12 protein-coding genes are annotated in these 13842 nt (G+C 59.6%); 4 read left to right on the top strand and 8 right to left on the bottom strand.

Annotation, left to right across the window (positions count from 1 at the left end; genetic code table 11):
- Nucleotides 1-3 precede the first annotated feature (3 nt).
- Nucleotides 4-1662, bottom strand: coding sequence for a cytochrome c oxidase subunit I (locus ACZ1HH_RS10680; protein WP_011539612.1), 1659 nt, complete (start codon nucleotides 1660-1662; stop codon nucleotides 4-6).
- Between the two features lie 322 nt (nucleotides 1663-1984).
- On the opposite strand from ACZ1HH_RS10680, the gene ACZ1HH_RS10675 reads away from it, so the two are divergent.
- Nucleotides 1985-2404, top strand: coding sequence for an HIT family protein (locus ACZ1HH_RS10675; RefSeq protein ID WP_168610015.1), 420 nt, complete (start codon nucleotides 1985-1987; stop codon nucleotides 2402-2404).
- A gap of 81 nt (nucleotides 2405-2485) precedes the next feature.
- Entirely contained in the window at nucleotides 2486-2881 is a 396-nt protein-coding gene (locus tag ACZ1HH_RS10670) for a VOC family protein (protein ID WP_168610016.1), read from the top strand.
- Between the two features lie 56 nt (nucleotides 2882-2937).
- Here ACZ1HH_RS10670 and ACZ1HH_RS10665 read toward each other — a convergent pair whose 3' ends face one another.
- Genes ACZ1HH_RS10665 through cyoA form a run of 5 tightly spaced genes read right to left on the bottom strand, consistent with a single transcriptional unit; the run spans nucleotide 2938 to nucleotide 7789 of the window.
- On the bottom strand, nucleotides 2938-3669 hold the full coding sequence (locus tag ACZ1HH_RS10665; RefSeq protein WP_472636627.1) for an SURF1 family protein: 732 nt from the start codon (nucleotides 3667-3669) through the stop codon (nucleotides 2938-2940).
- A complete protein-coding gene (gene cyoD / locus ACZ1HH_RS10660) occupies nucleotides 3666-4013 on the bottom strand; it encodes a cytochrome o ubiquinol oxidase subunit IV (protein WP_011539608.1) in 348 nt (115 codons plus the stop codon). Before cyoD ends, ACZ1HH_RS10665 begins: the two co-directional genes overlap by 4 nt.
- Nucleotides 4010-4654: a cytochrome o ubiquinol oxidase subunit III gene (gene cyoC, locus ACZ1HH_RS10655; protein ID WP_011539607.1), complete on the bottom strand. Its 645-nt coding sequence runs from the start codon at nucleotides 4652-4654 to the stop codon at nucleotides 4010-4012. The genes cyoD and cyoC overlap by 4 nt, the downstream gene beginning before the upstream one ends.
- A 3-nt stretch (nucleotides 4655-4657) precedes the next feature.
- Complete coding sequence (gene cyoB, locus ACZ1HH_RS10650; protein ID WP_472636626.1) at nucleotides 4658-6694, bottom strand: cytochrome o ubiquinol oxidase subunit I; 2037 nt, start codon at nucleotides 6692-6694, stop codon at nucleotides 4658-4660.
- A 3-nt stretch (nucleotides 6695-6697) separates the two neighbouring features.
- A complete protein-coding gene (cyoA, locus tag ACZ1HH_RS10645) occupies nucleotides 6698-7789 on the bottom strand; it encodes a ubiquinol oxidase subunit II (protein WP_472636625.1) in 1092 nt (363 codons plus the stop codon).
- A 210-nt stretch (nucleotides 7790-7999) separates the two neighbouring features.
- Between cyoA and ACZ1HH_RS10640 the strand changes: the two genes are divergently transcribed.
- Nucleotides 8000-9256: an MFS transporter gene (locus tag ACZ1HH_RS10640; RefSeq protein ID WP_416368959.1), complete on the top strand. Its 1257-nt coding sequence runs from the start codon at nucleotides 8000-8002 to the stop codon at nucleotides 9254-9256.
- A gap of 82 nt (nucleotides 9257-9338) precedes the next feature.
- Here the strand turns inward: ACZ1HH_RS10640 and ACZ1HH_RS10635 are convergent, their stop codons facing one another.
- Nucleotides 9339-10922, bottom strand: coding sequence for a 2-isopropylmalate synthase (locus tag ACZ1HH_RS10635; RefSeq protein ID WP_011539603.1), 1584 nt, complete (start codon nucleotides 10920-10922; stop codon nucleotides 9339-9341).
- Nucleotides 10923-11281: 359 nt separating this feature from the next.
- Here ACZ1HH_RS10635 and ACZ1HH_RS10630 point away from each other — a divergent pair, with 359 nt between their 5' ends.
- Complete coding sequence (locus ACZ1HH_RS10630) at nucleotides 11282-12805, top strand: cryptochrome/photolyase family protein (protein WP_472636624.1); 1524 nt, start codon at nucleotides 11282-11284, stop codon at nucleotides 12803-12805.
- Here the strand turns inward: ACZ1HH_RS10630 and ACZ1HH_RS10625 are convergent.
- Nucleotides 12802-13842 (bottom strand): hypothetical protein, encoded by a 1041-nt coding sequence (locus ACZ1HH_RS10625; RefSeq protein ID WP_472636623.1) that lies wholly within the window; start codon nucleotides 13840-13842, stop codon nucleotides 12802-12804. The genes ACZ1HH_RS10630 and ACZ1HH_RS10625 overlap by 4 nt on opposite strands.

Below are 13842 nucleotides of genomic sequence, written 5' to 3'. Positions count from 1 at the left end.
GTCTTAGTGGCTGTGGCTTTTGTCCCAGTCTTCCTGCTTGGGCAGGATTTCAAAGGTGTGCTCCGGCGGCGGAGAGGGCAGGGTCCACTCCAGCGTGTCGGCGTATTCGTTCCAGTAGTTGTTCTGGGTCACACGCGCGCCACGCAGCAGTGAATAGATCACCACACCGAAGAAGAAGATGAAGGAGGCAAAGGACAGGAACGCGCCATAGGACGAGATCTTGTTCCAGTATGCAAAGCCTTCGGGATAGTCGATGTAGCGACGCGGCATGCCCTGACGGCCCAGGAAGTGCTGCGGGAAGAACGTCAGGTTTGCACCGATGAAGAACATCCAGAAGTGAATCTGTGCGCCCAGTTCGGAGTACTGACGGCCGGTCATCTTACCAAAGTAGAAGTAGATGCCGGAGAAGATCGCAAACACCGCACCAAGGCTCATCACGTAGTGGAAGTGTGCCACCACGTAATAGGTGTCATGATAGGCCCGGTCCACGGCCGCCTGCGACAGCACCACACCGGTCACACCGCCAACGGTGAACAGGAACAGGAAGCCGAAAGCAAAGACCATGGGGGCTTTGAACTCGATGGAGCCGCCCCACATGGTTGCGATCCACGAGAAGACCTTCACCCCTGTGGGCACGGCGATCACCATGGTGGCCAGCATGAAGTAGGCCTGCTGGTTGAGGCTCATGCCGACGGTGTACATGTGGTGCGCCCAAACGACGAAGCCCAGAACACCAATCGCGATGATCGCCCAGACCATCGGCAGGTAGCCAAACACAGGCTTGCGCGAGAAGGTCGCGATCACGTGAGAGATGATGCCAAAGCCCGGCAGGATCACGATGTACACTTCGGGGTGGCCGAAGAACCACAGGATGTGCTGGTAGAGAACCGGGTCCCCGCCGCCTGCGGCATCAAAGAAGGTGAAGCCGAAGTTACGATCCATCAGCAGCATGGTGATTGCGCCCGCCAGAACCGGCAGGGACAGAAGGATCAGCCAGGAGGTGACGAAGATCGACCAGCTGAAGAGCGGCACCTTGAACAGGGTCATGCCGGGGGCACGCATGTTCAGGAAGGTGGTGATCATGTTGATCGCGCCCAGGATCGAGGAGGCACCGGAGACGTGCACGGCGAAAATCGCCAGATCCATCGCGATCCCGCCTTCCTTGACGGAGAGCGGCGGATAGAGAACCCAACCCACGCCAGCGCCCAGCTGGTTGTTGCCGCCCGGCGCATAGACCGAGGAGACCGCTAGGGCGGTGCCTGCAACATACATCCAGAAGCTGAGGTTGTTCATCCGCGGGAACGCCATATCCGGCGCGCCGATCTGCAGCGGCATGAAATAGTTGCCAAACCCGCCGAACAGGGCCGGGATGACGACGAAGAACATCATCAAGACGCCGTGGCCTGTAATCAGCACGTTCCAGAGATGGCCATTCGGCGTACAGGGGTCTGCGGCAAAGCCTTCCAGACACATGTACTGCACACCGGGATCCATAAGTTCGAGTCGCATGTAGACGGTGAATGCGACGGAAATGAAGCCGGTGAGCGCCGAAACGATCAGGTAAAGGATACCGATATCCTTGTGGTTCGTGCTCATAAACCAGCGGGTGAAAAAGCTCCGCTCGTCTTCGTGGCCGTGACCTTGAATGGCTGCGTCTGCCATTTGGGTGCCTCCTGTTTATACTCCTCAGAGACCGCACGGGGGATTCCCCGGCGGCTCTGGACTCTTGGTGGTTTTAGAATGGCCTGCGCGGCCCTTCAATGGCGGAGTTTGATCTGGATCAAGAATAATTGTCGCGCCCTCTTGAGTTTTGGGTCTCAATGACGGTGAAATATTCATCCGATTGCGTCTTTGGCGCCTTGCCATGTCCTCTGCGCGACGCGAACCTGCGACGTGACGGGGCTGGTTGCTTGACCCCGCGCGCGTTGGCTGCGACACCCGATCCTGTGATCCGCTTTCGGTTGATACGGAGAGAGAACCCGCCATGACCGCCTATGACAACGACAATATCTTTGCCAAGATCCTGCGCGGAGAGATCCCCTCCATGCGGGTTTATGAAGATGACGACACGCTTGCGTTTATGGACATCATGCCGCGCGCGGACGGGCATCTCTTGGTGATCCCCAAAACCCCTTGCCGCAATGTGCTGGATGCCAGCGCCGCGCAGCTTGAGGCGGTGATCCGCAGTGTTCAGAAACTGGCGCAGGCCAGCAAGGCGGCCTTTGATGCGGACGGGGTGACGATCCAGCAGTTTAACGAAGCTGCCGGCGGGCAGGAGGTGTTCCACCTGCATTTCCATGTGTTGCCTCGTCACGAGGGGCTGTCGCTGCGCGCGCCGGGGCAGATGGGCGATATGGAGGCCATTTCCGCCCACGCCGAGAAAATTCGCGCGGCCCTCGCGTAATCGCATCCATCCAAGACCACAGTTATGCCGGAATCCGCGCGGATCCGGCACTATATACGCTGTTTCAAAACGGAGATTTCAGTGACCAAACTTGCCCATAGCATGATCCGCGTCCTCGACGAGACTGCCTCCGTGGCGTTTTACAAGGCGGCGTTCGACATGGAGATCGCAGACCGGCTCGATTTTGATGATTTCACGCTGATCTACCTGACCGCGCCCGAGGGCAGCTTTGAGTTGGAGCTTACGGTCAACAAATCCCAGACCGAGGCCTATGATCTGGGCAATGGCTATGGTCATCTGGCTGTGGTGGTCGAGGATCTGGAAGCGGCGCGCGCCAAGGTCGAAGCCGCAGGGGGCGCGCCACGCGACATCGTGGACTTTCGCCCCGCGGGCGAGCGCGTCGCGCGGTTCTTCTTTGTGGCCGACCCCGATGGCTACCAGATCGAAGTGATCGAGGCGGGCGGGCGTTTCAAGTAAACGCTACGGTTTCTGCCCCGCATTGTACCGATGGATAAACCCAAAGAGCGCGCAGGTCAGCTTGTGCGCTCTTTGGGGGCGCGCACCCGGTCCCAGATCACATAGGCCATGGCGCCAAAGAACAGCACCGCCATGGCGTACCATGTGAGCGCATAGCTCAGATGGGTGTTGCGAAAATCAAGCTGCGTCATACCTCCGCGTGGCCAGTCGGCTGCGGCGCCCTGATGCGCTGCATCAATATAATAACCCGCAGCCTCGATGCCGCGGTCGGCGGACATCAGCGCCAGATCGGCGGACACCCAGCGGTCCCGGTCGGGAAGGTTCTGCTCAAGGAGCGTGCCGCCGGGCTGGTCGCTGCGGATGAGGCCGGTGATCTCTTGCAGGCCCTCGGGGCGGTTGATCTCGTCTAGGCGCATCTGGGGCGGCACAAAACCACGATTGACCCAGACCGTCTGCTCTGCGCCCTCAATCGGGGTCATCACCCAGGAGCCGGGACCGATTTCCGTCACCGCCTTGATGCGTAGGCTCAGGTCGTGGCGAAAGACGCCCTGCATGGTGACGCGCTGATATTCTGGTGCTGCTCCTTTGATCGGGGCGGCCACCGGCGGGCCAAAGGCGCGTGTTTCAACCTGCTCGATGAGGTCAAGTTTCCATGCCAGCCGATCCATCTGCCAGTTGCCCAGCCTCACCATGGTGACAAAGACCCCAAAGGCCAGCGCGAGGATCACCGCATCGACCCAGAAAGGGCGGCGTTTGCCGCCGCCCTCCGTGTCTATGCCTGTGCTCATGGCAGGTTCCTGACCCGTTCGATCTGTTCATGTGCGGGCATCATGTTTTCATGCAGATGCGCCATCACCCAGATCGACCCGGCCAGCACGATGATCAGCAAGATCCCCGTGAACACCAGCGACATCACCTGCCAGCCATCCTCGGCCCCATAGGTCACATGCAGAAAGTAATGCATGTGGACGATGATCTGCACCGCTCCGAGACCAAAGATGACGGCAATCGCCGTGTTGACGCCGATGTCCACCTCTCCCAGAACCAGCCAGAAGGGGATCACGGTCAGGATGACCGACAACACAAAGCCGATCGCGTAGGATTTGTAAGAGCCGTGTGAATGGGCGCTCATAGCAGTACCCCCGTGAGATAGACGAATGAGAAGACCCCGATCCAGATCAGATCAAGGAAGTGCCAGAACATGCTGAGGCAGAGGATGCGACGCGTATTGGCCTCGGTGAGACCATGCATCTGAACCTGCACCAAAAGCACCACCAGCCAGATCGCCCCGGCCGTGACGTGCAGGCCGTGGGTGCCGACCAGCACCCAGAAGGACGACAGGAAGGCGCTGGCACCGGGTCCGGCCCCGAGATGCCACAGGTGTTGGAACTCCAGGATCTCCATCACCAGAAAGCCAAGGCCAAAGACCAGCGTAACCCCAAGCCACAGCATCATGGCGCGCTGCTTGCGCTGCTGCATGTTGATCACCGCAAACCCGTAGGTGATGGATGAAAACAGCAGGAAGAAGGTCGCCAGCAGGATCTTGTCAATCTCGAACAGATCCGCAGGCGAGGGTCCGGCGGCATAGCTTGTGCCCACCACCGCATGCACCGCAAAGAGAATGCCAAAGATCAGGCAGTCGCTCATCAGGTAGATCCAGAACCCCAGCATGGTGCCGGTGTCGTGGTGGTGATCCCCATGACCTGCATGGGGATCTTCGGTGACATAGAACTCCAACGCCTCTGGGGCGGGTGTCGCAGCAGAATGTGACATGTTTTACTCCGCAGGCGTGGCGACTGTTCTCTGCCCGGTCTCGATTTCAGAGACCTCTTCGGCGGGCACGTAATAGTCGCGGTTGTAGTTGAAGGTATGAGCGATCCCATAGGCGAGGCTTGCAAGGAACATCAGCGCCGAGAGCCACCAGATGTGCCAGACCAGTGCAAAGCCCATTACCGTCATCAGCCCCGCCAGAATGATCCCGCTTGCCGTGTAGTGCGGCATGTGGATCGGTACGAAGCCCGAGGTCGGCGCCTTGGCGTCATGGGTTTTCATATGGTGCCAGGCGTCGCGCTCGTGGACGCGCGGGGTGAAGGCAAAGTTGTAATAGGGCGGCGGCGAGGTGGTGGACCACTCCAGCGTGCGCCCGCCCCAAGGATCATTGCCCACCGCCAATTTCTCGCGGTTGCGGATCGACACGAAGATCTGCACGAGGAAGGCCAGAAGCCCGACCGCGATCATCAGCGCGCCGATGAGGGCGGTAAAGAAATACCCTGCGTAGATGGTGTCTTCAAACTGGCTCAGACGACGGGTGACGCCCATCAGGCCCAGAAGATAGAGCGGCATGAAGGCCACCCAGAACCCGCCGACCCAGCCCCAGAAGCTGACCTTGCCCCAGAAAGGATCAAGGTGGAAGCCAAAGGCCTTGGGCCACCAGTAGGTGATTCCCGCAAAGATGCCGAACACAACGCCCCCGATGATCACATTGTGGAAATGTGCAATCAGGAACAAGGAGTTATGCAGCACGTAGTCCGCAGGCGGCACCGCCAGAAGCACGCCGGTCATGCCCCCGACCACAAAGGTCAGCATAAAGGCGATGGTCCACATCATCGGAAGTTCAAAGCGGATACGCCCCTTGTACATGGTGAAGAGCCAGTTGAAGAGCTTGGCCCCCGTGGGGATCGAGATGATCATCGTTGTGATCCCAAAGAAGGAGTTCACATCCGCACCAGCCCCCATCGTAAAGAAGTGGTGCAGCCAGACGATGTAGCTCAGGACCATGATGACGCAGGTCGCATAGACCATGGAGGCATAGCCAAAGAGGCGTTTGCCGCAGAAGGTCGCGACGATCTCGGAAAAGATCCCAAAGATTGGCAGGATCAGGATGTAGACCTCCGGGTGGCCCCAGATCCAGATCAGGTTCACATACATCATCGGGTTGCCGCCCATCTCATTGGTAAAGAAATGGGTGCCGAGGTAGCGATCCGCAGTCAGCAGCGCGAGGGTCGCGGTGAGGACCGGGAAGGTCACAACAATCAAGATGTTGGTACAGAGCGTGGTCCAGCTGAAAATCGGCAGCTTCATCCAGGTCATGCCCGGTGCGCGCATCTTGACGAGGGTCACAACGAGGTTGATGCCCGAAAGCGTGGTGCCGATCCCGGCAATATTGAGCGACCACAGGTAGTAGTCCATGCCGACGCCGGGGCTGAACTTCAGGCCCGAAAGCGGCGCGTAGGCCAGCCAGCCGGTCGCGGCAAACTCCCCCACAAAGAGCGAGATCATGATCAGTACCGCGCCCGACACCGTCAGCCAGAAGCTGAAGTTGTTGAGGAACGGAAAGGCCACGTCGCGCGCCCCGATCTGCAGCGGCATCACATAGTTCATGAAGCCGGTGATAAAGGGCATAGCCACGAAGAAGATCATGATCACGCCATGCGCGGTAAAGACCTGATCGTAGTGATACGCGGGCAAGAAGCCCACATATCCCGCCGAGGCCAGCGCCTGATGCAGCCGCATCAGCACTGCATCGGCAAAGCCACGCACCAACATCACAACCGCAAGGATCATGTACATGATGCCGATTTTCTTGTGGTCCACCGTGGTGAACCACTCGTTCCACAGATAGGGCAGGAGGCGGTAGTAGAGCACTATGCCGACCACCCCGGCCGCAAGGATACAGGTCCCGATAAAGGTGCCAAAGATGATTGGATCGTAGAAGGGAAAGATGTCCCAGCCGAGCTTGCCCCAGAACCAATGGGTCTGGTTGAGGGCGTCACTGGACTGAGCGGCTGCTGTTGTAGCAGGAATCGTAGCCATGTGTCAGTTCGCCTCTGTTGTGTTGGAATTGGGAAGCAGGTCACCTGAGGTCAGGGTCATGGCCTGCAGAATGTCTTCGCGCTGCTGTTCTTCCTGAATGTCAGGCCTTAGCATCGCCAGCAGCGCTTCGGGGTCGTCTGCCGAGCAGATCCCGCGATAGAGTTCTCGATTGTAGAGCCCCGCCAGACCGCCACCGCCAAGCGCGTCAACCATCATCATGTCGTTGAGGCACAGCGCATTGGGGCCAGCGCACATGTTGAGGATCTTGTCCCAGAGCCCGTCTTCGACCGCGCCGAAATACTCGACCTCATGGGCGACGCTGGGCTGTTCGAGCACCGCATAGGAGTCCTGATCAAGCGTCATGCCGCTTGCACGGACCTCTTCGACCCAGGCCTCAAAGCCCGCTTCATCCTCGGCGATGAAATCAAACCGCATGTGAGAGAACCCATTGCCGCTGTAGTTGGCCGAAAAACCCTCAAACGTGCCGGGTTCGTTGATCACCGCGTTGAGCTCGGTCTCCATCCCGGCCATCGCATAGATCATCCCGGCCATTTCCGGGATGTAGAAGGCGTTCATCACCGTAGAGGACGTGAGTTTCCACTCCACCGGGCGATCCACGATGGCTGCAGCCTCGTTGACGGTTGCCACGCCGTATTCGGGATAGATGAACAGCCATTTCCAATCGAGCGCCACCACCTGAACCTCCATGGGTTCCACATTGGGGTCGATGGGCTTGGTCTCGGAGACGCGGCGCAGATCGTCATAGGGCTCCAGCCGGTGGGTCGCCACCCAGGTCAGCCCTGCCAGACAGATGATGATCGCAAGCGGCACAAACCACACCACGATCTCGAGACTGACGGAGTGATCCCAGTCCGGCTCGTACCGGGCGTCCTTATTGTCTGCCCGGTATTTGAAGGCAAAAAACACCGTCAGCGCCATCACAGGAATGATGACGATGAGCATGAGGACTGTGGAGTAAACGATGAGGTCGCCCTGCTGCGCGGCGATGTCGCCGGAGGGGGACAGCAATACGAGATTGCAGCCCGACAGCGTCAAAAACGCCAAAGCACAACACAGGAAACGAAGATACCGCATGGGGTGCCGCCCTTCTGATAGAGTAGAATTTGCTTTGGGCTGCTACCTATTTCGGTTTGATTTGCCCGCAACTGCGACACAATGACGGGATCGGGCCAAAACCCACATTTCAGATGCGACATTTGTTCGCGCTGGCCCGTTGAGGCACTGGTTTGGGTTGTTTGAGGGGCGCTTGGTGCTAGCTCTACGCTGACTTTCGAGGAGACTGACATGACAACGACTGAGGCAAATGCACAGCATTCTGATGTCACGTTTGACGACGTGATCATCACCGTGGTGATGGCGCGCGTGACAGATTTTTTCGGCTTTTTTGTCTACGCCATTGCCTCTGCGCTGGTGTTTCCGGCGGTATTTTTCCCGCATCTTGACCCGATGATGGGCACGCTGTGGTCTTTTGCGCTGTTCTCGCTGGCGTTTCTTGCGCGCCCCATCGCAAGCCTTCTGGGGCGGCGCCTCCAACTGGTGATCGGTCGTGCGGGCAAAGTCACGGTGGCACTGATGATCCTGGGTGTCTCGACCGTCGCCATCGGTCTTTTGCCCGGCTATGAAGCCTGGGGGATCGGCGCGCCAATTGCGCTGGCGGCGCTGCGCTTCATGCAGGGGCTCGGCCTTGGCGGTGCATGGGACGGGATCACCCTGCAGCTCAAGGCGGCGGCGCCCAAAGGGCAAAGCGGCCTGTACAGCATGGTGCCGCAAATCGGCGGGCCTGTTGGATTTTGCGTCGCGGCGGCGCTGTTTTATGTGCTGACCGGATTCCTGAGCGAAGAGGAATTCCTCACCTATGGCTGGCGCTTTGCTTTCTTTGCGGTGATGGCGGTTAATGTGGTGTCGCTCTTTGCGCGGCTCCGGCTCCTGTCGACGAATTTTGCGGGCGATGACGAGGTGGTGCTGCGCTCGGCGCCGCTTGGAGAGTTGATGTCACAGGAATGGCGCACCATTGTCCTGTCGGCGCTCCTGCCACTGGCGAGCTACGCGCTCTTTCACATGGTGACGGTGTTCCCGCTCAGCTATTCTCTGCTCTTCACCGAAAGTAACCTCTCCAGCATCCTGTTGCTGCAGCTTGCGGGCGGCACCCTCGCCATCGTGACCGTAATCCTGTCGGGCGTACTGGCGGATAAATTTGGTCGTCCCGTGGTGTTGTGGATCAGCAGTGCCCTGATCCTGTTGCTTTGCCTCAGCATCGGCACGCTCGAGCGGGCACCGGCGATCTACATCATCCTCGGCTTTGTGGTGCTGGGTCTGGCCTACGGGCAATCGAGCGCGATCGTCCCGGATCGCTTCAAGCCGCAGTATCGGTATTCGGGTGCGGCGATGGCCACCAACCTGTCGTGGATTCTAGGCGCAGCCTTTGCACCGCTTTGCGGGTTGGTGCTGGCGTGGACCTTTGGGCTCTGGGCGGCGGCGCTCTATCTGCTGTCGGGCGTGATCGTGACTGCGGTGGCGCTTGTGCTGTTGCAGCGGCAGTAGTCCGCGCCTGCAGCAACGTCATGCACAGTAACAAGAAAGGGCGCCCGACGGCGCCCTTTTTTGATCTTTGATGTGACGTGTGTCAGTCCACGTCTTTATAGGAAATCTCGCGCGAATCCGCGCCTTCGCCCATCTTGTCGCGGCGCACGATCAGGCGGTTGAGCGCGTCAATGTATGCCATCGCAGAGGCCACAACCGTATCGGTGTTGGCGCTGTCGCCGGTGGCGATCACGCCGTCTTCTTCAAGGCGCACAGAGACGGTTGCCTGCGCGTCCGTGCCCTCGGTCACGGCATGCACCTGATAAAGCTGCAGATGCGCGGCGTTGGGGTGGATCTTGCGGATCGCCTTAAATGTGGCATCCACCGGTCCATCGCCTTCGGCGGTTTCCGTAACGTCCTTGCCGTCAACTTCCATCTCGACGGTGGATTCCGCCGGGCCGCCGGTGCCGCAGACCACTTTCATCGACACCAGCTTCAGGTGATCGTCCTCGTCGCCGCTGGTGCGCATGAGGGCGATGATGTCGTCGTCGAACACCTCTTTCTTGCGGTCCGCGAGCTCCTTGAAGCGCACGAATACATCCTTGAGCTGGTTGTCTCCGATTTCAAACCCGAGGCTCGAGAGCTTGTCGCGCAGTGCGGCGCGGCCGGAGTGTTTGCCCAGGGGCAGCGACGTTCCCGCAAGGCCCACGTCTTCGGGGCGCATGATCTCGAAGGTTTCCTTGTTCTTGAGCATGCCATCCTGGTGGATGCCGCTTTCGTGGGCAAAGGCATTCTTGCCGACGATCGCCTTGTTGAACTGCACGTTAAAGCCCGAAACCGTGGCGACGCGGCGCGAGATATGCATGATCTTCTTGGTGTCGATCCCGGTCTGGAACGGCATGATGTCGTTGCGCACGCGCATTGCCATCACCACCTCTTCGAGCGCGGTATTGCCCGCACGCTCGCCAAGGCCGTTGATGGTGCATTCGATCTGGCGCGCGCCCGCCTCGACTGCGGCCAAAGAGTTCGCGGTCGCCATGCCAAGGTCGTTATGGCAATGGGTCGCAAAGATGATCTCGTCAGCGCCGGGCACGGTTTCAATCAGGCGCCGGATCAGGTCGGCGCTCTCGCGCGGCGCGGTATAGCCAACCGTGTCGGGGATGTTGATGGTGGTCGCACCCGCCTTGATCGCGATCTCGATGACCCGGCAGAGGTAATCCCATTCGGTGCGTGTCGCATCCATCGGCGACCATTGCACATTGTCCACGAGGTTGCGCGCATGGGTCACGGTGTCGTGGATGCGCTCGGCCATCTCATCCATGGTGAGGTTGGGAATGGCGCGGTGCAGCGGCGACGTGCCGATAAACGTGTGGATGCGGGGCTTTGCAGCCTTGCGCACGGCTTCGGCGCAGCGGTCGATGTCCTTGAAATTCGCACGCGCCAGGCCACAGATCACGGAGTTCTTGGAGCGTTCCGCGATCTCGCTCACGGCCTTGAAATCGCCCTCCGAGGCAATCGGGAAACCGGCCTCGATGATGTCGACACCCATATCGTCCAGAAGCTCGGCAATCTCGAGCTTTTCATCATGGGTCATGGTCGCGCCGGGGCTCTGCTCGCCATCGCGCAACGTGGTGTCAAAAATGAGAACGCGATCCTGCTGGTTCACGGTGTCGGTCTTGCTGGTCATGTCAAATGTCTTTCTTGCTCTGATCCCCGGGGACGTCAGGCATGTTGTTCGGGGGGTAGGGTCCAATCCATGGCGCGCATGCACATCCTCTGAGCGGGCGCGCCGGATGGCACGCTCAGAGGCGGATTAGGAGCAGTAGGCCACGCGAAAGCGCGCCGCAGGAAGCAGCGTCGGCAATCTGGATATGCAAAAACGTGGTCATGGCCCGAGTTATACAGGCCAAGCGGCGAATGGGAAGGGCCAAAATTCTCTGCGGTGCAGCGATGGCGGGTGCTGGGCGAGGTGGCGGAGCTGAAAATTTCCAAGAACTTTCTGACTGCGGGTGGATTTTCCCGCCCACTGCGCCAGTTAGCACGATCATGACACGGCTTGTTTTGGTGCTGGGGGACCAGCTTTCAGAAGGGTTGTCGGCGCTCAAAGCGGCAGACCCTGCACATGATGTGGTGGTGATGGCGGAGGTGATGGACGAGGGCACATATGTCCCGCATCACCCCAAGAAGATCGCGTTGGTGCTGGCGGCGATGCGCAAGTTTGCGCAGCGTCTCGAAAGGCATGGCTGGCGTGTGGCCTATCGGCGTCTGGACGAGGATGGCGCGGAGAGCATCGTGGGGGAGTTGTTGCGCCGGGCCGAAGAATTTGGCGCCTCGGAGGTGCTGGCCACCACGCCGGGCGAGTGGCGGCTGATCCACGCGTTGAAATATGCCCCCCTCAAGGTTCATTTTCATGCCGACGACCGCTTTCTCGCCGCGCGCGAGGATTTCACCGAGTGGGCCGAGGGCAAAAAACAGCTCCGGATGGAGTATTTCTATCGCCTGATGCGCAAGAAAACCGGCCTTCTGATGGAGGGAGACACCCCGGTTGGCGGCAAGTGGAATTACGATTCAGAGAACCGCAAGGCGCCCCCCAAGACCATCGACCACAAGGGACCACCCCGGTTTGAACCGGACGCCGAGGTCGAGGAGGTGCTGGATCTGGTGGAGGCGCGCTTTGGCACGCATTTCGGGGATCTGCGACCGTTCTGGTTTGCCACCACCCGCGAAGAAGCGCAGGAGGCGCTTGCGCATTTCATCACCCACGCTCTGCCGCAGTTCGGGGACTATCAGGATGCGATGATGACGGATGAGCGCTGGCTCTATCACTCCATCCTGTCGCCCTATCTCAACATCGGTCTGTTGACCCCGCTGGAGATCTGCGAGGCGGCCGAGGTCGCACATCAGGACGGCCATGCGCCGCTCAATGCGGTCGAAGGTTTCATCCGGCAGATCCTCGGGTGGCGGGAGTATGTGCGGGGGATCTATTTCCTCGAGGGGGAGGATTACCCCACGCGTAACGCACTGGAGCAAACCCGCGCGCTGCCCGCGCTCTATTGGGGGGCGGAGACGGACATGCATTGCCTCTCGCAAGCGGTGGAGCAGACCGGGCAGGAGGCCTACGCCCACCACATCCAGCGGCTGATGGTGACCGGGAATTTTGCGCTTTTGGCCGGGGTCGATCCGGCACAGGTACACGAATGGTATCTCGCAGTGTATGCAGATGCGTTTGAGTGGGTCGAGGCGCCCAACACCGTCGGCATGAGCCAGTTTGCCGATGGCGGCATCATTGCCTCCAAACCCTATGTCTCCAGCGGTGCCTACATCGACAGAATGTCCAATTATTGCGGAAGTTGCGCCTATAAGGTGAAGCAAAAAACGGGCGAGGGCGCCTGTCCGTTCAACCTGCTGTACTGGGATTTCCTGAACCGCCATCGGGCACGGTTTGAGGGCAACCCGCGCATGGGCAACATGTATCGCACCTGGGACCGGATGGACGAAGAGAAACGCGATGTGATTTTGCAGGAAGCGAGCGCGTTCCTCGCAAAACTTGACGCGGGCGAAAGAGTTTAGAGCCCGGCGTTCATCCAATACCTGCGCCATCTTTCTTCGGTTTGTGGTGAAAGCTCCGCATCAGGCAATGCCTCAGGCGCAAGCTTTGAGAGGTCCTTGACCAGCTTTTGCGGCGCGCGGGCAGAGCGTTCCATCATGTCCAGAGCGATATTGGCCCAGACATTGCGCCCCTCTGGGGTCGGAGCCGCAAAGGCGCAGAGATAGGCGAGATAGCCAAACTCCGTCCCATGCCCAAGCCCGCGTCTGAGCGCATAGGCTTTGGCTTTTAGACGCAAATGCAAGGGTTTGGGCGGCTCTGTTATAGCAGGCAACTGCGCTGCCAGCGCGGTGTTCACGGCCCCGCCGGGTGGAAACATTGCCTCCAGCCGCCCTTGGTAGACATGTTGCATATAGCCCTGATACCGCCGCACCAGGTCGTGAGAGAACCGCAATTCCTGTGCGTTTTGCGCAAGGAGCGCGCATAGGTAGATTTGTTCGAAATTGTCAACACTGTTGGGAATGCGGGGCCAAAAAGAGGGGTTCAATGATTGATTTATGAAATCCAAATCTGAGGGCGAAAACCCCAAAATGCCCGTATCGAAGACCTCTGTGCTGGGGTGGATCTGTTCTGAGAGGGCAGTGTCCTTGCAGGCGTCAATAATCGGGCTCCATTCCGGTCGCGACGTGAGCCAGCCGTCCCGGTCAAAAAACAGAGGCGTCTCTGGCGTGATACGCTCCAAGAGCCGAGCTGGCGCAGCGGTGAATGCGCTGTCGGTTGAGGCCCAGCACACCGGCCCGCCTGTCTCCCGAAGGGCCAGATCCAGGGCATGAAGCTGCGCGCGCGCAGGTCGGCGCCCGCCGTCGGTCCATTGCGCGATCTGCTCTGGCGAGATCACAACATGGCGCAGGGGCAGGTCGGGGCGGCGGTTGGCCGCATCGCAGATCAACACCATATCGACACCGTCTACACCGTGCTTGAGCGCGGACAATACACTGTAGGAAAGCTGCTGTTGCTGCTGCACGGCCGCGCCGTGAACAAGATAGAGAAGCGTGGCCAT

This window comes from Epibacterium sp. HA2-3 (genome assembly GCF_055693725.2).
Note: the sequence above shows the minus strand (reverse complement) of the source record. Positions and strands in the feature narration are given on the sequence as shown.

Coding starts and splice junctions, on each gene's coding strand:
- ACZ1HH_RS10680 (WP_011539612.1), bottom strand. CDS start 1,662: ATGGCAGACGCAGCCATTCAAGGTCACGGCCACGAAGACGAGCGGAGC.
- ACZ1HH_RS10675 (WP_168610015.1), top strand. CDS start 1,985: ATGACCGCCTATGACAACGACAATATCTTTGCCAAGATCCTGCGCGGA.
- ACZ1HH_RS10665 (WP_472636627.1), bottom strand. CDS start 3,669: ATGAGCACAGGCATAGACACGGAGGGCGGCGGCAAACGCCGCCCTTTC.
- cyoD (WP_011539608.1), bottom strand. CDS start 4,013: ATGAGCGCCCATTCACACGGCTCTTACAAATCCTACGCGATCGGCTTT.
- cyoC (WP_011539607.1), bottom strand. CDS start 4,654: ATGTCACATTCTGCTGCGACACCCGCCCCAGAGGCGTTGGAGTTCTAT.
- cyoB (WP_472636626.1), bottom strand. CDS start 6,694: ATGGCTACGATTCCTGCTACAACAGCAGCCGCTCAGTCCAGTGACGCC.
- cyoA (WP_472636625.1), bottom strand. CDS start 7,789: ATGCGGTATCTTCGTTTCCTGTGTTGTGCTTTGGCGTTTTTGACGCTG.
- ACZ1HH_RS10640 (WP_416368959.1), top strand. CDS start 8,000: ATGACAACGACTGAGGCAAATGCACAGCATTCTGATGTCACGTTTGAC.
- ACZ1HH_RS10635 (WP_011539603.1), bottom strand. CDS start 10,922: ATGACCAGCAAGACCGACACCGTGAACCAGCAGGATCGCGTTCTCATT.
- ACZ1HH_RS10630 (WP_472636624.1), top strand. CDS start 11,282: ATGACACGGCTTGTTTTGGTGCTGGGGGACCAGCTTTCAGAAGGGTTG.
- ACZ1HH_RS10625 (WP_472636623.1), bottom strand. CDS start 13,842: ATGGCCACGCTTCTCTATCTTGTTCACGGCGCGGCCGTGCAGCAGCAA.